The sequence below is a fragment of the Nocardia sp. NPDC055165 genome (assembly GCF_053606985.1).
Genome location: NZ_JBSGSS010000022.1, coordinates 38,222 through 59,011, shown reverse-complemented (window position 1 = coordinate 59,011; position 20,790 = coordinate 38,222). Strand labels below are relative to the sequence as shown.

The window sequence follows — 20,790 nt, the reverse complement described above, 5'->3', positions numbered from 1 at the left end:
CAGGGCCGCGCTACGGATGGCGATACCGATGTACCCGTTACGAGTCGAGCGCCTGCTCCAACTCTGCGCGGCGCACGCGTAGCTCACGTCGAGTCCTGTTCAGCGGTGAACCGGTAAACGGAAGTCGGTCGAGATCGACGGCTGCGGCTGCGCGGAGCGCGAGTTGTTGTGCCGAGTTTGCAGCTTTGGGTGGCAGGCCGATTTCTGTGGCGAATTCAGCCCAGTGCGATGCTCGTAGGCGCTGGGTTCGTCCAGCGATGGGTAGTGCCATCGAATCGTCGTCATAGATCAAGGTGCAGGGAACGTCGTAGAGGGGAGCGACATCCCAGCGTCCCTCGCTGTCCTGCAACACTCCGACATTCTTCCCGTGCAGGTCGCCGTTACCGGTCAACCATGCGAACAGGAACTGCAAGTAGAGATTTCGCGCTGCGATCAGAGGGGCGCGCACGATGCCGGTTATGGCTTCCACGATCTGAACCGCGTCGACGTTGTACTTTGCCGATGCAGCACCGTATCGGCAGAATATTGCCTAAATTGTTGCCGCTAGGCGGTGAGTTCGCGTTGTAAGGGGGTCCGGAAGCGGGGGATGGCGCGGATGTCGCCGAACCAGGTTGTGGTGCGGTCTGTTTCGGCGTCGATCAGCTTCTGGGTGTGGGGGTCCACGTCTTCGAGGAGGCGGGTGACCACTTCGCCGTCGGGGCGTTGGGCCCAGCCGCCTACTATGCGGCCGTCGGCCCAGATGGAGGGGCCGATATTGCCGTTGGTGTCGAAGAGGGCGGGGGCGTGGGGGCCGAGGAACCAGTCCCGGGATTGCCAGCCCATGGGGGTGGGGTCCAGGGCGGGGAGCAGGGCTGCCCAGGGTTCGGGGGTGGGGACGGGGGTGAGGTCGTCGGCGAGGATCAGGCCGGGGGTGCCGTCGAGGTCTACGTCGACTGTGTCGACTTCGGCCAGGGCCTTCCGGACTTCACCGAGGGTCCAGCCGGTCCACCATTTCAGGTCGGTGATCGGGGCCGGGCCGAAGGCGTACAACCACTGACGTACCAGTTCGACGCGGGCCTCGGCGGCGGACAGCGGTGAAAACCCTTGGGGTAGCCAGGTTTCCACGGGGGCCCAGGTGTACTGGCTGCTGGTCCAGCTGCCGTTCGGGCGGCCGCGCACTATCCGGCCCTCCGCGCCGAGCACCACCAGTACCCAGGTGGTGATGCTCGTCGGTTTGGAATAGGACTTTCCGGGGGCGGTGTCGATCTGGGTGCGCAGCCGTGGCACATCTTTGCTCAGCTGGACACCGGTCGCCGCGCCACGGGTCAGCAGCGCCGCGTGCGTCTCGGCTTCGACCTCGGCCAGCCACGTCGAGATGTCACCGTCGACGACGCCCGCCTGCTCGATGAAGCGGCCGTACGTGCGGCGTTGCTTGTGGGCCAGCGCATCGCAGGTGGATGCCTGCAGAACCGGGAGCAACTCGGTCGGCGCGACGAACATCGTGCGGCGCATGGCCAGCATGCGAAGCAGAGCCCGGTCGTCGTAGAGCGCCTGCTCGACATGGGCCGGAGTGAGGTCGATGCCCCGAGCACCGACCGACAGGTACACCGTCGCCGGATCGGTGGCATGCAGAACCACCATCGAACGGGCGATGTCCACGGGGTCGGTCGAACGCGCCGACGGCGCGAGGCGATGCCTGGTGGCCACTCGGGCGCGACGCTGCGCGGTATCGATCGAGAGCATGAGCGGATCGTAGGCGGGGGCACCGACAATCGCGGGGCAAGCCCGGTTGCGTGGGCAGTGACAGCCGAAGCGTGTTACGTCGGCGGTGGTGCTCAGGCGAGACCGTCGAGGAACGCCGCGGCCTCGCGCCGGGAGCCCAGCCGGACGAAGGTGAGATCCCGGAATGCCGGATCATGCTGTGCCGCAAGGTAGCTCGCCCGGTTCTTCGCATGGGTCGTCCAGGCCCACATGATCACCGATCGTGCCGGGTCGAGCGAGATCATCTCGCGCCAGCGCTCCCGGTTGCCGTTCCACAGCTCGCGCCCGGTCAGCGCCCGGCCCACCGTCCGGCCGACGATCTGGCGCATGACCAGCGACCGTGGCAGATCGAACCAGGCCACCGTATCGGCACGTCGCCACACCAGATCGCCGAGTTTGCCCCGGTAGTTGCCGTCGACCACCCAGGCATCCCCGGCGATCCGCTCGGCGACCGCGGCCTGGAATTCGGGCGCGGCCATCGGTGTCCAGTTCGGCTGATGGTGGATCGAGTCGAGCTCGATGTGCGGGATGTCGAGCCGGTGCGAGATCTGGCGGGCCAGCGTGCTCTTGCCCGATCCCGAAGCCCCCACCACCACGATTCGTCGCATCACGGCCACCACGACATTATCCACGCCGGTTCGGCCTGGAACCACGGGTTATTCGGCCCGCCACGCGCGGACGAGGTCGAGGAGGCCGGGGAATCGGGCGTCGAGGTCGGCTACCCGGACCTGGCTGCGGCGTTCGAGGCCGTAGCGGTGCTGACGGGTGATGCCCGCTTCGCGGAGGGCGCGGAAGTGGTGGGTGAGGGTCGACTTGGGGCGGTCGATGCCGAACCAGCCGCAGGGGCGGTCGAGGTCGGGGGATTCGGTGAGCAGCTTCTGCACGATGCCGAGGCGGAGCGGATCGCTGAGTGCGCCGAGGACGACATCGAGGCGCAGGTCGGCGCGCGGTGGCTCGGGAAGTCGTTCGGCTTCGGTCGTTGCCTGCATGGGACACCTTCAGGTCGGGGCTTGTACGAATCTTATCGTACTGAGTATGTTCGACTTCTGTCGTACTGGTACGAGATAAGTCGAACTAAGGAGTGGGCATGACGATCCAGGCAGCGGCGCCACGGGTGCGCGATGGGGCGATCTGGGCGGCAGCGTGGCCGGTCCTCGCGGTGTTCGTGCTCTCGAACGCCGCCACGCCGCTCTACGTCGTGTGGCAGCGGGAGATGGGATTCTCCTCGGGCACGCTCACCCTCGTCTTCGCCTGCTACATCGCGGGATTGCTCGGGGCGCTGACCGTCGCCGGCGTGGTCTCCGATCGGGTGGGGCGTAAGCCGGTGCTGCTACCCGCGATCGTGCTGGCGATGGTGGCCTGCGTGCTGTTCGCCTGCGCCGGTTCGGTTCTCGTGCTCGCGCTGGCGCGATTGCTCACCGGCGTCGCGGTGGGCTGTGCGGTCTCGGCGGGGATGGCGGCGGTGACCGATATCGCGGGCCGAGAGCGCTCGGCGAAGGGCGCGTTGGCGGCTTCGGTGGCCATGGTGCTGGGCGCCGGTCTCGGTCCGCTGCTGGCCGGGGTCTTGTCGGAGGCCGCGCCCGGTGCGACCGTGACCGTGTTCGTGGTCGAAATCGCGCTACTGGCAGTGGCTTTCGTCGTGGTGTCGCGGCTGGATCTGCCGAGCGGGGTGGGCGGGCACGGTCCGTGGATCCGAGTGCCCGCGGTACCGGCGCGGGGCAGGACGGCGGTGCTGCTCGGGATTGTCGCCTTCGCCCCCGGCATCACGGCCACGTCCTTCGTCCTGTCGCTGGGCCCGTCGGTTCTCGGGATGCTCGGATCGGCGAATCGGGTCGTGGCGGGTGCGCTGGCCTTCGTGATGTTCCTGGCCGCGACGGGGATCCAGTTCGCGGTGCGGCGCAGGAGTATTCGCGTGATCCTGCTCGGCAGCTCGGTGGCGACGGTGGGGAGTGCGGTCGCGCTGATCGGCGCGGTCGCGACGGCGGCGGTGCCGGTGTTCGGCGTCGCCGCGGTGCTGGCCGGGATGGGGCAGGGGCTCGGGCAACTCGGCGGTTTGACCGCGATCGGATCGGCGGTGCCGCCGGATCGGCTGGCCGAGGCCAACGCCGCGCAGAACGTGGGCGGTTATCTCCCCGCCGCGGTGTTGCCGCTGGCGACCGGTTTTCTCGGCGATGCGGCGGGGTTGGCCACGGCCACCACGGTATTCGCGATCGTTGTCGCGGCCGCCGCCGCAGCGGGCGCCACCTTCGCGCTGCGCCGAGGTGCGGAAGTGGATCGTGGGACCACACAGCGGTGAGCGCCACCCGCGTAGTGTCCATTTTGTACAGACTGCCCGGTTGTCGATTTCGTCACCGGCCGTGAATCTCGTTGCTATCGTCCGCTCATGAACGCAGCGCCACCGGTTGTCACTGCGGCTGAGCTGGGGGTGGACGACGAGGAGCGGCCCGCGCGGGTGCTCTCCGGATTCCCCGGTCGGCTGGTCGGCGGCGTCGCGCTCGGGCTCGCGCTGCTGTCGGTGTGGCAGGTGTTTCGGCCGCTGGCGCAGGGCAGCCAGTACTACCTGGTCATCTTTCTGGCTGTCGCGCTGCCGCTGGTGTATCTGAGCTATCGGTCGTGGTGGGGTCCGCTCGATCGGGCCGACGGACCATCCGTGCTCGACTGGGTACTGGCGGCGATCACCCTGGTGGTGTGTCTGTATCCGGTGCTGCCGATTCGAATCGGTGACGCGGGTGGGGGATACGACGCGTTTCTCGATCGGCAAGGGATGCTCGCGCCGCTCGATGTCGTGATGGGCGGGTTGCTGCTGGTGCTCGTGCTCGAGGCGTGCAGACGCACCACCGGGGTGATCCTGCCGGTGGTGTGTCTGGTGTTCCTCGGGTACGGGTACTACGGCGGTCTGCTGCCGCAGGACTGGTCGATCGCGCACGCGGGCCTCGACGTCGATCAGATCGTCGACGCGCTGTACAACTCCGGCAGCGGCTTCTACGGCACGCCCCTCGACGTCGCCGCCAGTTACATCGTGTTGTTCACGCTCTACGGAGCGGTACTCGAATTCTCCGGTGCGGCACGGTTCTTCGTCGATCTGTCGGTGTCACTGTTCCGGCGCTCGCACAGCGCGGCAGGGCGCACGGCAGTGGCGTCGGGATTCCTGCTCGGGACCGTCTCGGGCTCGGGAACCGCGACCGCGGTGAGCACCGGCGCGGTGACCTGGCCGATTCTGCGCAAGGCCGGTTACCGGCCCGAACAGGCGGGTGGGATGCTCGCGGCGGCGGGCGTCGGTGCGATTCTGTCGCCGCCCACGCTGGGAGTAGCGGCATTCATCGTCGCCGAATATCTCGACGTGTCGTATGTGACGGTGCTGGGGTGGGCCCTGATCCCGACGCTGCTGTACTACCTGGGCATCCTGCTGTCGGTCGAGATCGACGCCCGCCGGATCCACGCGGACGGGCGGGCGCCCGTGGATCTGGCCGACGGTCCGCTGCCGACGCCGTGGTGGAAGCTGCTGGGGCGCTTCGGGTATCACTTCTCGTCGCTGATCGTGATCGTCGTGCTCTTGCTGGCCGACGTGAGCGCGACCCGCGCGGTGGTGTACGCGACGGCGCTCGCGCTGCTGCTCGCGATCCCGGACCGGATGCTGCGCAGTGCCGCGGCGACCGATGCGGCCTCGGCCACCGATCTCACGAAAACGCCCGCTGAACAGAGCACGACGGAATCAGTTGAGGGCCGCTCGGTGCGAGCGGAGGGGCACCGCTGGTCACGCAAGAGCGTGGGGCAGTTCGTGATCGAAGCCTTGCGCTCGCTGTCGTACGGGATGCGCTCGGCGCTGCCGGTGGTCGCGGTGTGTGCGGCGGCGGGCGTGATCACCGCGATGACCACCAAGACCGGCCTCGGTGCGCAACTGGCCGCGCTGCTGGTCAAGGCCGGATCGGCGCTGTCGGACGATCCCGCCGTCGTGCTGGCGACCACCGCGGTGCTGGCGGCGATCGCGTTGTCGCTGCTGGGTCTGGCGGTCCCGGTGACGGCGTCGTTCGTCATCGGCTGGGTGATCATCGGGCCCGCGCTGCTCGACCTGCACGTCGCCGCACCCGCCGCCGCCATGTTCGTCTTCTACTTCTCGGTGCTCTCGGAGGTGACGCCGCCGACCGCGCTGGCCGCCGTCGGCGCGGCCGCGGTGACCGGGGCGAAGGCGATGCCGACGATGTGGCACGCCCTGCGGTACGCGCTGCCCGCGTTCCTGGTGCCGCTGATGTTCGTGCTCACCGACTCCGGGGAGCATCTGCTCGGCCGCGGTGCGGTGCTCGACGTGCTGTGGGTCAGCGCGGCAGCCTGCGTCGGCGTCGCGGCATTGGCGGCGGCGACCGGCGGGTGGCTGTTCGGAATCGGCGCGATCGGCCCGATACCGCGCGTCATCGCCGCCGCCGCGGGACTGATTCTGCTGTACCCGAATCCGGTCGCCACCGGGCTCGGACTCGGGGTGCTGGTCGTCGCCGTGCTGGCGGGCCTTCTCGACCGGGCGAACAGAACATCCACGGACACACCGTGATCCGCGGGAATCGGCAGGCGGCCTGGCCGTCGACGGAAGGGGACCTGATGGTCAGAACAATTGTCGCGGTGGTCGCGGCCGCCGCGTTACTCACCGGCTGCGGTGGCCGGCAGGACACCCCGACCGCCGACGCGGGCGGCGAGGTGACCTGTGCAGTGAAGCAGGACACCAGGATCGGCATCGCCACCGGAAACGCGACCGGGGTGTACTTCGCGCTCGGCAACGCCTACGCCGAGCAGATCTCCGCCGCCACCGGCGGGACCGTGAAGGCCACCGCGGCCGAGACCGGCGCCTCCGTACAGAACATCCAGCAGGTGGTCGGCGGCACCTATCAGGTCGGCTTCTCGCTCGCCGACTCCGCGGCCGACGCGGTCGCGGGCACGGGCAGCTTCACCAGCGCGCAGCCGATCCGCGCACTGGCCCGGCTCTACGACAACTACACCCAGGTCATCGTGCGCACCGACGCCGGCATCAACTCCCTCGCCGACCTGCGCGGCAAACGGGTCTCCACCGGCTCACCCAAATCGGGAACCGAGGTGATCGCCCAGCGCGTGCTGCAAGCCGCGGGGCTCAACCCCGACAGCGACGTCGCCGCCCAGCGCCTCGACCTGACCAAGACCGTCGACGGTCTCAAGGACGGCTCCATCGACGCGATGTTCTGGTCCGGTGGCCTGCCGACGCCGGGCATCACCGACCTGTTCACCACCGCCGAGGACAAGGTCCGCTTCCTCGACATCACCGGTGTGCTGCCGAAGCTGAAGCAGATCAACCCGGTCTATGAGACGGGCTCGATCCCGGCCGCCACCTATGGGCTGCCCGCCGACGCGCCGACCATCGTGGTGCCCAACCTGCTCGTGGTGCGCGACGATCTCGACGCGAACCTGGCCTGCGTACTGACCAAGACGCTGCTGGATCGCAAACCTCAACTGGAACAGGCGAATCCGGCCGCCAAGGGAATCAACGCCGACACCGCGAGCAAGACGGCGCCGGTGTTGTTGCATCGCGGGTCGGAGGTCGCGCTGCGCTGACGTCACCACGAACGGATCCACGCCGACACGTGGGTTCCGGCGGTCCCCGCAACCCCTGCACTGTGGGGGCCGCGGGGACCGTGCCGTGTCGGCGTGGGAACGCGCGACGACGTGCTGGACCCCCGTCCACCGGTGGCGGACAATCGCGACATGAAGCGGGTCGGGGTCGTCGTGGCGGTGTGCGCGCTGCTGGTCGCGATATCGGCCGCGGCCGGACCCGCCCCGCACGGGCAACCGCCGTGCGCACCGGGTGTCGACCTGCGACAGGTCGCGATCACCGTGGACGGCGAGCGTGCGACCGGGCGCGTATACGAGCCGTTTCGCTGTGTTCCCGGCGATATCGCGGCCACGAAGCTGGTGGTCGCGGTGCACGGGCACGGTGGGTCGTCGGCCGATTTCGCCCCGTATATGTCCGCGCTCGCGCGCACGGGCGGGTCGCCGATTCTGCTCATGGATCTGCGCAGCGCCGACGGACCGTGGCGCGCCGGCGACTGGAACCTGTGGACGGGCTGGCACGACCTGGTGGCAGCCACGCAGTGGTATCGCGGCGAGCATCCCGCTATCGCGTCCACCGTGCTGTGGGGGTGGAGTCAGGGCGGCATCACCAGCGGGCTCGCGGTGGCACACGGGCCGCCCGGGCTGTTCGACTACTGGGTCGACAACTACGGCCCCTCCGATGATTTCACGATGTGGGCGGCCGGTGGCTCGGTGGATCCCGCACTGCCCCGCCAGATCGAACGTGACGCGGGCGGCTGCGCGCCGATGATCTGCCCGCTCGCCTACATCGAGCGTTCGCCCGCGCTGCTCGCCGACCGGCTGACCATGCGCCGGGCCTTCCTGATCCACGGCACCGCCGACGCCATCGTGCCCTTCGCGACCAGTGTGGAACTGCGCGCGGCGCTGACCGCGGCAGAGAAAGCGTTCTCCTTCTACACCGTGGTCAGCGGGCGTGACCTGACCGGCGCCATCGTCGCGGGTGATCACTCGGTCGGACCCGCGCTGTTCGAGGGCGGATGTGTGGTGTTGCGCCTGCTCGCGGGAACCGAGCCGCTCGCGCCGCAGGTCATCGACTATGTCGTCGATGTCGAGCACGGTTCGGTCACCGCGCCCCCGGCCCCCGCGGGCGCGAAGTGCGCGGCCTGAGACACGCGGGAACAAGGTTCGGCGAACCGCGGTTGTGCGAGAAGACACCGACCGGAGCGAGGATGCGATGACCGACGTAGTGCCCGACGATCACGGCTGGCAGGGTGCCGAGCTCGATCTGGACGCCTATCTGTCCAGGATCGGCTACGACGGGCCGCGCACGGCATCGGTCGACACCTTGCGCGCCTTGGTGCGCGCCCACACGACCACCATCCCGTTCGAGAATCTGGAGATCATCCTCGGCCGCGGCATCCCGCTGGATCTGAACTCCTTGCAGGACAAGCTGATCCGTCGCAGCCGCGGCGGCTACTGCTACGAGAATGTGGGAATCTTCGCCGCCGCGCTCGAACGGTTCGGGTTCGGTGTCGCGGGACTCAGCGGCCGGGTCACCTACGGTGTGGCCGACACCGGCGCCCTGCGGCCGGCGACCCATGCCCTGCTGCGCGTGACCACGCCCGACGACGATCGCGTCTGGATCTGCGATGTCGGTTTCGGTTTCGGTCCCTTGGCGCCGTTCGAACTGGTCGACAGCAACGGCGAATTCGCGCTCGGCGACTGGCGCTACCGGCTGGAACGCCGGGCCGGTGACCTGTGGGTGCTGTTCCAGTTCAGTCGCGACGGCTGGATCGACCGCTACACCTTCACCGAGAACCCGCAGTTCCGTATCGACTACGCGGTCGGCAACCACTTCGTGTCGACCTCGCCACGTTCGCCGTTCACCACGCGACCCTTCCTCCAGCGATTCCTGCCCGGCGTCCACCACGTGCTCGATGACCTGACGCTGAGCTCGGAATACCCCGACGGCACTGCCACTTCGCGTGATCTCGATCCCACCGAGCTGCCCAAGGTGCTGGCGGAAGTCTTCGACATCGACCTCGGCGAAGACGACGCCGCCACTGTGACGACCACGCCCTGGCGAACCGGATAGCACCCTCCCCACACGGCACGGCGGTTTGCTTCCTGGGTGGCGCTACGGCAAATTGATGGTTACTTGCCGGGAAACAATTCCTTTGTGGGGGCCGATTCTGTGGGGTCGTTGGTGCCGAATGTTCGGACCGCATCGCCGGGTGCGGCGGTCCGTGGCACCGTCGAACGCCGCCGGGATCTGGACGGTCTGCGCGGGATAGCGATCGCGCTCGTGGTGGCGTTCCATGTGTGGGCCGGCCGCGTATCCGGCGGTGTCGATGTCTTTCTGGTGCTGTCGGGGTTCTTCTTCACCGGGGCCGTGGTGCGCGGGGTGGAGCGGCGCGGCGGGGTGTCCGCGGCAGAGACCGCGCGACGGACCGCGCGCAGGTTGATGCCGTCGTTGGTGGTGGTGTTAGCGGCGATTCTGCTCGCGACGGTGGTGTTGCGCCCGTACACCCAACTGGGCGAAGCCGCCGCGCAGACGTTGGCGTCGATGTTCTACGGCCAGAACTGGTATCTGGCCACCGCCGAGCTCGACTATCTCTCGCCCGATCCGTCGGTGAGCCCGCTCCAGCACCTGTGGTCGATGTCGGTACAGGGGCAGTTCTACCTGGCGATCTTCGTACTGCTGGCGGGGTGGGCCTGGTTGCGCAGGCGCGGTTCGGCCGGGCGGCTCACCTTGCTGATCGTGCTGGCCGGGCTGGCGTCACTGTCGTTCTGGTACGCGGCGTCGGGCACCGCACAGCACCAGGCCTGGACCTATTACGACAGCGTCGCGCGCGGCTGGGAGTTGCTGGCCGGGGCGATGCTGGCCGTCGCGGCGCCCTGGCTGCGGATACCGAACCGGCTGCGGGGGCTCGCGGCCGCGCTCGGTCTGGCCATGGTGCTGTCGTGTGGGCCGCTGTTCGACGGCGCGAATCAGTTCCCCGGCGTCGCGGCGCTGTGGCCGGTGGCGGCCGCCTGCCTGGTGATCGCCTCCGGGTTCGGCGTGGCCGCGCGGTCGTGGCCGAACCGCCTGCTGGGCGGACGGTTCTGCACCGAACTCGGCGCGCTGGCCTACCCGCTGTACCTGTGGCACTGGCCGATCCTGATCTTCTACCTCGGCGAGACCGGGCGGGCGAATGCCGGCATCGTCGACGGTGTGGTGGTGATCGGCGCCTCGCTCGTCCTGGCCTACGCGACCACGCGTCTGATCGAGTCGCCCTTGCGCATGCCACCGCGCGGCCAGGAGGTCGAGAACCGCAGGCTGACCGGGGCACTGGTCACCGCCACCGCGGTCGCGGTGTTGATCGCCTCGCTGGGATGGCAGGTGGTGCTGGTGGCCAACCCGGCCGTGCCGCCGCAGGCGCTGGACACCCACCGCTATCCGGGCGCCGCCGCGTTGCTCTCCGGTGCCGAATACTCACCGGAACCCATGCGGCCCACCGTCTTCGAAGGACAGGCCGACACTCCGCCGCCGACCACCGACGGCTGCATCACCCCCAACCGGGAAGTCCGCGTCTGTACCTACGGCGACCCCACCGCCGCGCGCTCGATCGCGCTGGTCGGTGGGTCGCACTCCGAGCACTGGCTGCCCGCGCTGGAACCACTCGCCCTCGAGCACGGGTTCCGGGTGGTCTCCTACCTCAAGGAAGGCTGTCCGGTCGTTCTCGCCGATCAGCCGTCCTACGCCGAGTGGCCTTTCCCCGAGTGTCACGAATGGTCGGTCGAGGTGCTCGACCGGCTGGCCGCCGACCCCCCGAACTGGGTGCTGACCCTGTCCACCCGCTACCGCCAGAACGGCACGGGCGACGAGGTGCCCAACGAATACCTCGAAGTATGGACGGCGTTGCAGGACCGTGGCCTCAACGTGCTCGCCCTGCGTGACACGCCTCGATTACGCCGCGACGGCGTCCTCTACCGCGCCACCGACTGCCTCGCCCACCGCGGCGACCCCGACAGCTGCGGGCTCGATCGTGCCGATGTGCTCGACCCGCGCGATCCCGCCCAGGAGCCGGCGGCCGGCTACCCGAACGTCCATCCGCTCGACCTGTCCGACGCGGTCTGCCGACCGCAGCGCTGCCGGGTGGTCGAGGGCAATGTGCTCATCTATCGCGACGAGCACCACCTGACCGCCAGTTACGCCCGCTCGCTCGCCCCCGAACTCGGCCGCCAGATCGGGGCGATCACCGGCTGGTGGTAGCGGACGGGCTCGTCACAGCAGAAACGACAACCCCACCGGTACCACGGATCGAGCTAGTCTCGGACTCGTGCGCACACCACGGAAGGCATCGGTCCTGCTCGTCGCGCTCGCTGCGCTGCCCCTCGCGTGCTCCTCCGGACCCGACCAGCCCCAGACCGTCGCCGAGTCCTTCGCCGCCGCGCTCACCAGCGCAGACGCATCCGCCGCCGCCGCGCTCACCGACGCACCGGAGCAGGCCCTGCCGGTCCTCACCGCGCTGTTCGAGAACCTCGGCAAGAACGACACGGTCCGGGTGTCGTCCACCGACGACAAGTCCTTCACGCTGGAATCCACCTGGAAATTCGGCCCCGACGGCCGCAACGCGTGGACCTACTCGAGCGCCGGAACCACCACTGGCGACGACGAGTGGAAGATCGCCTGGCAGCCGACCACCGTCGCGCCCGGCCTCGACCTCGGCGCGCTCAGCTACAGCCCGGTCGCGGCGAAACCGGCGCGGGTACTCGACGCCTCCGGTGGTGACCTGATGACCCAGCAGGTGGTGACGCTGGTGAACGTCGCGCCCGACGCCGACCTGCCCGCCGCCGCCGCGCTGCTGGCGCCGCAGGGCATCACCGAGACCACGCTGCGGACGGATCTCGCCGCGGCACAGGGTAAACCGATCACCGCCGTGGCACTGCGTGATGCCGACATCGCACCGGTGCAGCAGGCGCTGACGGGCGTGCGCGGGGTGACGCTCGCGCCACAGACCCGGTTGCTCACCGTCGACAAGACTCTCGCCGGACCCACCATCGGGGGATTGGCCGAGATCTGGCAGGAACAGGCCGACACCGCCGCGGGCTGGGCGATCCGCGCGCAGACCGCCGAGGGCACCCAGCGCATCGCCGGACCCGACGCGAAGCCCACCGCCGACATCGCCAGCACCCTCGACATCGATCTACAGCACGCGGCCGAGGACGCACTGACCCCGATCGCCACTCCGGCCGCCATCGTCGCGCTGCGCCCCTCGACCGGGGAGGTGCTGGCCGTCGCCCAGAACGCGCCCGCCGACGCCCAGGGCCCGATCGCGCTCACCGGGCTCTACCCGCCGGGCTCCACGTTCAAGACCGTCACGGTCTCGGCGGCACTGCAAGCAGGCGGGGTCACGCCCGACACCGTGCTGCCGTGTCCCGGCCGCGCCACCATCGAGGGCCGCACGATTCCCAACGACAACGGCTTCGACCTGGGTATGGTGCCCCTGCACACCGCGTTCGCACGCTCGTGCAACACCACGATGGCCGAGCTGGGAGTGAAATTGCCTGCCGACGGACTCACCGCGGCGGCCCAGCAGCTGGGTCTCGGGGTGGACTATGTGACACCCGGCTTGACGACTGTCACAGGGAAAGTTCCACCCGCCGAAAGTCCGGCGCAACGGGTCGAATCGAGCATCGGACAGGGCACGGTGACGGCGTCGCCGTTCGGAATGGCGCTCGTCGCGGCCGCCCTCGCGCACGGTTCCGCGCCGGCTCCGAGCATCATCCGCGGCCGTCCCGGCACTCCCGACCGGCCTTCGGCGCCGGTGCCCGCGACGGTGACGTCGCAGCTAGAGACCATGATGGGGGAGACGGTGAGTGCGGGTACGGCCACCGCCCTGCGTGACATCCCCGGCCTGCTCGGCAAGACCGGTACCGCCGAGTACCTCGACGACACCCACGCCCACGGCTGGTTCGTCGGCATCGACGGTGACCGGGCGTTCGCGGTGTTCGTCGCGGACGCCGGAAGCTCCGGACCGGCGGTCGAGGCAGCGGGACGGATGCTACGTGTGACACCATGAGTCGTCTTTCCCCCCGCAGGCGAGCAATCCCCCCGCTGCCGCACGCGGTCATCACCCAGCCAGCTACACTCGGCGGCGGACCATACCCATGGTCAATACGCGGGATGTCACAATTTCGAGAAGGTTCGGAGTAGGCGCCATCGATACCGGTCAGAAGATCGCGGAGCATTACCGCCTGGTCGAGCGTATTGGTAGCGGCGGCACAGGCGTTGTATGGCGTGCTGTCGACGAACGCCTCCAACGCTCCGTGGCAGTGAAGCAGATCCACATCAAACCCAGCTTGCCCGAGGGCGAGCGGGATGTGTTGCGCCAGCGCGCGATTCGGGAAGCCCGCAACGCGGCACGCTTCCAGCACCCCAATGCCATCGTCGTATTCGACATCACCGAGCACAACGGTGATCCGTGCCTGGTGATGGAGTACCTCAAGTCGGTCAGCCTCGCGGGTGAGCTGGGCCAGAAGGGCCCGCTGCCGCTGCTCGAGGTCGCCCGCATCGGGGAGAAGGTCGCCTCCTCCCTGATCGCCGCCCACCAGGCCGGCCTGGTGCACCGCGACGTGAAACCGGGCAATATCCTGCTCGGCGACCACGGTGAGGTGAAGATCACCGACTTCGGCATCTCCCGCGCGGCCGGCGACGTGACGCTCACCGAGACCGGGCTGATCTGCGGCACTGCCGCCTATCTGGCACCCGAGGTTGCGCGCGGCTCCGATCCGACCCCTGCCGCCGACGTATTCGCCCTCGGCGCAACGCTCTTCCACGCGCTGGAAGGTGAACCCCCCTACGGTGCCAACGCCAACCCGCTCGCGGTGCTCTACGCCGCCGCCAACGGACAGGTACGCGAGCCCCACAACGCGGGCCCGGCCACCGACTTCCTGCTCGATCTGCTCAGCCCGGACCCCCTCGACCGTCCGACGATGACCGAGGCCCGCGACGCGCTGGCCGCGTTCGCCGAGGACGAGAACGCGGTGCCCGCCGGATTCGTCCCCGCCAGTGAGGCTTTCAACCGTCGCAACTCCGCGGCCACCACCCAGGTGATCCGGCAGTCCGGTCGCCGGGCCTCCCATGCGGGCGCGTCCACCGCCACGACCCGTCAGATTCGCTCGAACCCGCGTCCGCAGGTCCGTCAGGACACCGCGGCGCACCCGCACACCCAGGCTCAGCCGATGCCCGCCCCGCGCAAGCAGGCGGGCAAGGGCCGTGCGGTACTGATCGGGTCCGCGGTGGGTGCGGTGGTCGCGGCCGTCGCCGTGGCGTTCAGTGCCTTCAACAGCTCCGACTCGGATTCGCCGCAGGTGCAGGCCGGTCCGCAGACTTCGGCGCAGTCGTCGGCGGCACCGAAGCCCAGCGCGGCGGTTCCGCCGCTCGGGCAGGCCAGCAATGTCGGCACCGTCGATATCGGATCGGCGGGTCTGCTGGTCGAGAACTTCTTCAGCGATCCGGCCGGTTCGTGGTCGCTGCTCACCCCTGCCGCACAGCAGGTCTACGGCAGCGAGTCCGCGTTCCGCGAGTACTGGAACGCCCGCACCGTCGACACCTTCGCCAGCATCACCGCGGTCAGCGGCAACAACGCCGACGGCTCCACGAATATGCGCCTGGCCAGCATCACCATCAACGGCTCGACCAAGGCCATGGTCATGCGCGTGGTGAGCTCCGGCGGCAGTCTGCGCATCGACGGGGATACCCGCTAGCTGGTGTTCGCGACGGATCCGCCGGTCGGGTCCGTCGCCTCGGTGGGATGTGGGTGGAAAAGCGATGGCGGCCGACCATTAGGCTGGTAGCTGACCTGAGCCCCAGCACAGAACAGGACCGTACCCCGATATGACTTCCCGCATCGAGCTCGCCCGCGTCGATCTGCGCGGTCGTACTCCTTCCGCTGCCGAGCTGCGCACCGCGCTGCCGCGCGGAGGGGTCGACGTGGACTCGGTGCTGCATCATGTGCGGCCGGTCGTCGAGGACATTCGGGACCGGGGCGCCGAGGCGGCGCTGGACTACAGCGAGAAGTTCGACGGCGTGCGGCCCGCCGTGGTGCGGGTACCGGCCGGCGAGCTGACCAAGGCGCTCGCCGAGCTGGACCCGGCGGTGCGCGCCGCGCTCGAGGTGGCGATCGAGCGGACCAGGAAGGTGCACGCCGATCAGCGGCGCACCGACACGGTGACCGAGGTCGTGCCCGGTGGCACCGTCACCGAGAAGTGGCTGCCGGTGGAGCGGGTCGGGCTGTACGTGCCCGGCGGCAACGCCGTGTACCCGTCGTCGGTCGTCATGAACGTGGTGCCCGCGCAGGCCGCCGGTGTCGAGTCGCTGGTGGTGGCCTCGCCGCCGCAGGCGCAGTTCGGTGGGCTGCCGCACCCGACGATCATGGCGGCCGCCGCGCTGCTCGGCGTCGAGGAGGTGTGGGCGGTCGGCGGTGCGCAGGCGGTGGCGCTGCTGTCCTACGGCGGTATCGATACCGATGGCGGGGCGCTCGAACCGGTCGACCTGATCACCGGGCCCGGCAATATCTACGTCACCGCGGCCAAGCGGCTGTGTCGTGGGCTGGTCGGCATCGATGCCGAGGCGGGCCCCACCGAGATCGCCGTGCTGGCCGACGCCACGGCCGATCCGGTGCACGTGGCCGCCGACCTGATCAGCCAGGCCGAGCACGATGTGCTCGCCGCCAGTGTGCTGGTCACCGATTCTCCCGCGCTGGCCGACGCGGTCGACGCTGCCGTGAACGCTCAGCTCGCCGTGGTCAAACACCACGATCGCGTGCGGGAAGCGTTGAGCGGCAAGCAGTCCGGGATCGTGCTCGTCGACAACATCGCGCAGGGTCTGCGGGTGGTCGACGCCTATGCCGCCGAGCACCTCGAGATCCAGACCGTGGACGCCGCCGCTGTCGCCGCGCGGGTGCGCAGTGCCGGTGCGATCTTCGTCGGCCCGTGGGCGCCCGTCAGCCTGGGTGACTACTGCGCGGGTTCGAACCACGTGCTGCCGACCGCGGGGTGTGCGCGGCACTCCTCGGGACTGAGCGTGCAGACGTTCCTGCGTGGCATCCACATCGTGGAGTACACCGAGGCGGCGCTGAAGGATGTCGCCGGACACGTTGTCGCCCTGGCGAACGCGGAGGATCTGCCCGCGCACGGTCAGGCCGTGCAGGCGCGTTTCGAGGCGCTGTCATGAGTACTCCCACCGTGCCCGGCGCTTCGGCGACCCTGGACCAGCTACCGCTGCGCGACAACCTGCGGGGCAAATCGCCTTATGGCGCACCGCAATTGACGGTGCCGGTGCAGCTCAATACCAACGAGAACCCGCACCCGCCCAGCAAGGCGCTGATCGACGATGTCGCCGAGTCGGTGCGCGCCGCCGCCGCCGATCTGCACCGGTACCCGGATCGCGACGCTGTCGCGCTGCGCCACGACCTGGCCGAGTATCTGACCCGTCAGACCGGTGTCGCCGTCGACACCGCGAATGTGTGGGCGGCCAACGGCTCCAACGAGATCCTGCAGCAGCTGTTGCAGGCGTTCGGCGGACCGGGCCGCAGCGCGCTGGGTTTCGTGCCCTCGTACTCGATGCACCCGATCATCTCGGAGGGCATCGACACCGAGTGGGTCGAGGCCAAACGCAGTGGTGACTTCTCGCTCGACATCGACTACGCGGTGGCCCAGATCGCCGAACGCCGACCCGACGTGGTGTTCGTGACGAGCCCGAACAACCCGACCGGGCACAGCATCCCGATCGCCGAGCTCGAGCGGATTCTCGAGGTCGCGCCCGGCATCGTCGTGGTCGACGAGGCGTACGGCGAGTTCTCCGCGGCGCCCAGCGCGATCACCTTGATCGACCGGTTCCCGACCAAGCTCGTTGTCACCCGCACCATGAGCAAGGCGTTCGCGTTCGCGGGTGGGCGCCTGGGCTACCTGGCCGCCTCGCCCGCGGTGATCGATGCGATTCTGCTGGTGCGCTTGCCGTATCACCTGTCGGTGGTCACCCAGGCCGCCGCGCGCGCGGCATTGCGTCACGCTGACGAAACCCTCGGCAGCGTGGCGGAATTGGCGGCTCAGCGTGATCGGGTCGCCGCCGCACTCGCCTCGCTCGGGTTCGACGTGATCCCCAGCGACGCCAACTTCGTGCTGTTCGGCCGGTTCACCGACGCGGGCGCCGCGTGGCAGCACTATCTCGACGCGGGTGTGCTGATCCGCGATGTCGGCATCCCCGGGTACCTGCGCGCCACCATCGGCCTCGCCGCCGAGAACGACGAATTCCTGCGCGTGAGCCGCGATATCGCGGGCACCGACCTTACTCACTGAATCCACCTGTGGAGGAACACAATCATGAGCAGAACAGCGCGGGTGGAACGCGTCACCAAAGAGTCCTCGATTCTGGTGGAGCTGAACCTCGACGGCACCGGGCAGACCGAGATCTCCACCGGAGTGCCGTTCTATGACCACATGCTGACCGCGCTCGGCGCGCACGCCGGGTTCGACCTGGTGGTACGGGCCGAGGGTGACATCGAGATCGAAGCGCACCACACGGTCGAGGACACCGCGATCGTGCTGGGACAGGCGCTCGGGCAGGCGCTGGGCGACAAGAAGGGGATCCGCCGCTTCGGCGACGCGTTCATCCCGATGGACGAGACCCTCGCGCACGCCGCCGTCGACGTGTCCGGCCGGCCGTACTGCGTGTTCACCGGCGAGCCCGAACACCTCGTGCACACCATCATCCCGAGCGCGGGCCCCGGCGCGTCGTACTCCACGGTGCTCAACAAGCACGTCTTCGAGTCGATCGCGCAGAACGCCCGCATCGCGCTGCACGTGCGGGTGCTCTACGGCCGCGACCAGCACCACATCACCGAGGCCGAGTTCAAGGCTGTCGCGCGGGCTCTGCGCGCCGCCGTGGAAATCGACCCCCGGGTCAGTGGTGTGCCGTCCACGAAGGGTGTGCTGTGAAATCCGTTGTGCTGCTGGACTACGGCTCCGGCAATCTGCACTCCGCCGAACGCGCGCTGGTGCGTGCCGGTGCGCAGGTGGAGGTCACGGCCGACCCCACCGCCGCCTTGGCGGCCGACGGGCTCGTCGTCCCCGGCGTCGGTGCGTACGCCGCCTGTATGGCCGGGCTGCTGTCGGTGCGCGGTGATCGCATGATCGGCCAGCGCCTCGCCGGTGGACGTCCCGTGCTCGGCATCTGCGTCGGCATGCAGATCATGTTCGACCGCGGCGTCGAGTTCGGTGTCGAGACCGAAGGCTGCGGCGAATGGCCCGGCACCGTCGCGGGACTGGACGCTCCCGTCCTTCCGCACATGGGCTGGAACACGGTCAAGGCACCCGCCGACAGCACGCTGTTCGCCGGTATGGACGCCGACACCCGCTTCTACTTCGTCCACTCCTACGCGGCGCAGCAGTGGGAACTCCCGGACAACGAGCACATCGCACCCGCGAAGCTCACCTGGGCCGAGCACGGCGTCCCCTTCCTGGCCGCCGTCGAGAACGGACCGCTCTCGGCCACCCAGTTCCACCCGGAGAAGTCCGGCGACGCGGGTGCGCAACTGCTGCGCAACTGGATCGGCTCGCTGTAGTCCGGCCACCTCGGCTGACTGTCGTGCGGCAACCGTGGCTAGGCGCGGTGGCGTTCTCGTTCGCTTCCGGCGGTCAGCGGCTCGTCTGACAGGAACGCGCGGACCGGTGCCGCGCAGCGGACCGCGTCGTCGAACCACGGGCCGTGACCGCCGGGGACGACGACGAGTCGCGCGCCGGGGATCTTCGTCAGCGATGGTCGAGCCTGGTCAGGGGAGCTGAAAACGTCGTGCTCGCCCCAGACGAACAGCAGCGGCGTGGTGATCCGAGCCAGTTCGTCATCGGTCAGGACGTTGTCGGGGCGCGCGTTACGTCCCCGCATCAGGCGACACAGCAGCGCGCGGTAGGACGCGGCCTGTCCGGGCAGTCGCAGCGGTAGCCGGTGCAGATCGAGCATGTCGTCGGACATGGCACGAGACGCTGTCGCCCCGAGCGCCTCGGTGAGGGCGAAGCGGGCGACGAACCGCGGGGACGGCAGTCGCATCAGCCTTTCATCGACAGGGCCGCGGAGCGGAGAGGTCAGTGACTCCATCTCGGCAATGCCGCGCATGTCGGGGAAGGCGGTGGCGGGGGTGGCGACAATCGCTGCTCGCGTGAGCCGTTTCGGCGCGTCCAGCGTGGCCCAGAGGGTGAACAAGCCGCCGAGGGAGCTGCCGACGAACGCGGCTCGATCCACGCCGAGCGCATCCAGTGTTCCGGTGAGCACACCCGTGGCCAGCTCGCGGACGGTACTTCCCTGCCAAGTGAACGGGGGTGCGAGACTGTGACCCGGCAGGTCGACGAGGATATGCCGGAAGCCGGGCAGGTGGGCGATCAGCGGTGCCATGCCCATGGCGGGTGCCGAGATGCCGTTGATGTGGACGACGGGTTCGCCGGATCCGGCGGTCAGGACGCGGACCTGTACCGCGGGATCGCGCAGCGTGAACAGGTGCTCGCTGATCGTGAGTCCGTAGGCGTCGGCGACGCGCTGTTCGGCGGCGCGGATCCGGCGTTGCAGACCTCGGGAATTGCTCATGCACTCACTGTGGGGTGCGCCGGGGTGCGCTGTCTTGAACGAATGTTCCGGCGGTCAGAGCGCCGTGAGCGCACCCGGTGTGACACCGGCGAAGGCCGACACGTCGCGATGTAGGTGTGATTGATCCGAATAACCGCATGCCACAGCGGCATTCGCGGGTGAATGGCCGGTCGTCAGCAGGTCGAACGCGTGCCGGAACCGGGTGAGCATCGCGGCGCGTTTCGGTGTCACGCCGACCTGGTCGGTGAACCTCGACCACAGCCGTTTGCGGCTCCAGCCGGTGAGTTCGGTCAGTTCCCGTACCCGCACGCCGCCGTTGCCGGCGACGATGCGGTCCCACGCTGCGGCGACCTCCGGGTCGGCCGTCCTGGTCGATTCACGCAGGGTGAGAAACCGGGACGTCAGCGCGAATCGTTCTGCCCACGTCGCTGTTTCGGCCAGCTGTTCGCGCAGCAGTGGCGCCGCCGGACCCCAGACCTCGTCGAGGCCGATCATCGCGCCGCTCAGGGCGGCCGGCGCGACCCCGAGCAGGCGGTAGGCGGCGATCGGCGACATTCGCACCTCGACACATTCGACACGCGCCGCGTGAACACGGCGAACCCCCGGGTCGAGCCCGGCGACCAGGCCGTCGAACGTGAACTGCTGATCGGGGCCTTCGACACTGAGCCCACAGTCGCCGAACTGGATCACCACAGTGACTTCCGGTCGCGGGAAGATCCGCAGATCGCACCCCGCGGACACTCGATCGCGGAATCCTTCCATCACGACATCGGTGGCTGCCGCTCCGGTCGAGCGCGCCAACTCCCAGCCGTCGTCCAGCTTGTGTTCGGACATGATGGGCCGCACACATCGAGCGTACGGACGTCGTGACGATCGTGGGG

Annotated in this window: 18 protein-coding genes; 12 read left to right on the top strand and 6 right to left on the bottom strand. The window is 69.1% G+C overall.

Going from position 1 to position 20,790, the window contains the following annotated elements; genetic code table 11:
• Window positions 1–37 precede the first annotated feature (37 nt).
• The 4 genes from ACWFRF_RS32115 to ACWFRF_RS32100 all read right to left on the bottom strand — a co-directional run bounded on the left by ACWFRF_RS32115 (window position 38) and on the right by ACWFRF_RS32100 (window position 2,729).
• Window positions 38–526 (bottom strand): HipA domain-containing protein, encoded by a 489-nt coding sequence (locus ACWFRF_RS32115; protein WP_452453884.1) that lies wholly within the window; start codon window positions 524–526, stop codon window positions 38–40.
• Between the two features lie 17 nt (window positions 527–543).
• On the bottom strand, window positions 544–1,722 hold the full coding sequence (locus tag ACWFRF_RS32110) for a winged helix DNA-binding domain-containing protein (RefSeq protein WP_387448931.1): 1,179 nt from the start codon (window positions 1,720–1,722) through the stop codon (window positions 544–546).
• Window positions 1,723–1,814: 92 nt separating this feature from the next.
• Window positions 1,815–2,348 (bottom strand): hypothetical protein, encoded by a 534-nt coding sequence (locus ACWFRF_RS32105; protein ID WP_452453864.1) that lies wholly within the window; start codon window positions 2,346–2,348, stop codon window positions 1,815–1,817.
• 48 nt (window positions 2,349–2,396) lie between these two features.
• A complete protein-coding gene (locus tag ACWFRF_RS32100) occupies window positions 2,397–2,729 on the bottom strand; it encodes an ArsR/SmtB family transcription factor (protein WP_378995750.1) in 333 nt (110 codons plus the stop codon).
• 98 nt (window positions 2,730–2,827) lie between these two features.
• Between ACWFRF_RS32100 and ACWFRF_RS32095 the strand changes: the two genes are divergently transcribed.
• From ACWFRF_RS32095 to hisH, 12 genes are all read left to right on the top strand, one after another.
• Window positions 2,828–4,036, top strand: coding sequence for an MFS transporter (locus ACWFRF_RS32095; RefSeq protein WP_452453862.1), 1,209 nt, complete (start codon window positions 2,828–2,830; stop codon window positions 4,034–4,036).
• Window positions 4,037–4,123: 87 nt separating this feature from the next.
• Window positions 4,124–6,283 carry a TRAP transporter permease gene (locus ACWFRF_RS32090; RefSeq protein WP_452453860.1) on the top strand — a complete coding sequence of 720 codons (2,160 nt, stop codon included), beginning with the start codon at window positions 4,124–4,126 and terminating at the stop codon, window positions 6,281–6,283.
• Window positions 6,284–6,330: 47 nt separating this feature from the next.
• A complete protein-coding gene (locus ACWFRF_RS32085) occupies window positions 6,331–7,311 on the top strand; it encodes a TAXI family TRAP transporter solute-binding subunit (protein WP_379314102.1) in 981 nt (326 codons plus the stop codon).
• 93 nt (window positions 7,312–7,404) lie between these two features.
• Window positions 7,405–8,454: an alpha/beta hydrolase family protein gene (locus ACWFRF_RS32080; protein WP_452453859.1), complete on the top strand. Its 1,050-nt coding sequence runs from the start codon at window positions 7,405–7,407 to the stop codon at window positions 8,452–8,454.
• A gap of 67 nt (window positions 8,455–8,521) precedes the next feature.
• A complete protein-coding gene (locus ACWFRF_RS32075) occupies window positions 8,522–9,382 on the top strand; it encodes an arylamine N-acetyltransferase family protein (protein ID WP_378995740.1) in 861 nt (286 codons plus the stop codon).
• Window positions 9,383–9,493: 111 nt separating this feature from the next.
• Window positions 9,494–11,542, top strand: a complete 2,049-nt coding sequence (locus ACWFRF_RS32070; RefSeq protein ID WP_379314388.1) for an acyltransferase family protein — start codon at window positions 9,494–9,496, stop codon at window positions 11,540–11,542.
• A 67-nt stretch (window positions 11,543–11,609) separates the two neighbouring features.
• Window positions 11,610–13,352 carry a penicillin-binding transpeptidase domain-containing protein gene (locus ACWFRF_RS32065; RefSeq protein WP_452453857.1) on the top strand — a complete coding sequence of 581 codons (1,743 nt, stop codon included), beginning with the start codon at window positions 11,610–11,612 and terminating at the stop codon, window positions 13,350–13,352.
• Between the two features lie 88 nt (window positions 13,353–13,440).
• Window positions 13,441–15,039: a serine/threonine-protein kinase gene (locus ACWFRF_RS32060; RefSeq protein ID WP_379314386.1), complete on the top strand. Its 1,599-nt coding sequence runs from the start codon at window positions 13,441–13,443 to the stop codon at window positions 15,037–15,039.
• A 130-nt stretch (window positions 15,040–15,169) separates the two neighbouring features.
• The gene (gene hisD / locus ACWFRF_RS32055; RefSeq protein WP_452453854.1) at window positions 15,170–16,507 is read left to right on the top strand and encodes a histidinol dehydrogenase; all 1,338 of its coding nucleotides are present in this window, start codon (window positions 15,170–15,172) and stop codon (window positions 16,505–16,507) included.
• The gene (locus ACWFRF_RS32050; protein WP_387448905.1) at window positions 16,504–17,631 is read left to right on the top strand and encodes a histidinol-phosphate transaminase; all 1,128 of its coding nucleotides are present in this window, start codon (window positions 16,504–16,506) and stop codon (window positions 17,629–17,631) included. Before hisD ends, ACWFRF_RS32050 begins: the two co-directional genes overlap by 4 nt.
• Before the next feature lie 24 nt (window positions 17,632–17,655).
• Entirely contained in the window at window positions 17,656–18,270 is a 615-nt protein-coding gene (gene hisB, locus ACWFRF_RS32045; RefSeq protein WP_056824871.1) for an imidazoleglycerol-phosphate dehydratase HisB, read from the top strand.
• Entirely contained in the window at window positions 18,267–18,896 is a 630-nt protein-coding gene (gene hisH / locus ACWFRF_RS32040; RefSeq protein WP_378995727.1) for an imidazole glycerol phosphate synthase subunit HisH, read from the top strand. The genes hisB and hisH overlap by 4 nt, the downstream gene beginning before the upstream one ends.
• A gap of 38 nt (window positions 18,897–18,934) precedes the next feature.
• Here the strand turns inward: hisH and ACWFRF_RS32035 are convergent, their stop codons facing one another.
• Together ACWFRF_RS32035 and ACWFRF_RS32030 are read right to left on the bottom strand one after the other, a co-directional pair.
• Window positions 18,935–19,909, bottom strand: a complete 975-nt coding sequence (locus ACWFRF_RS32035) for an alpha/beta fold hydrolase (protein ID WP_452453851.1) — start codon at window positions 19,907–19,909, stop codon at window positions 18,935–18,937.
• Window positions 19,910–19,963: 54 nt separating this feature from the next.
• Window positions 19,964–20,743, bottom strand: coding sequence for a helix-turn-helix domain-containing protein (locus ACWFRF_RS32030; protein ID WP_452453849.1), 780 nt, complete (start codon window positions 20,741–20,743; stop codon window positions 19,964–19,966).
• Window positions 20,744–20,790 lie beyond the last annotated feature (47 nt).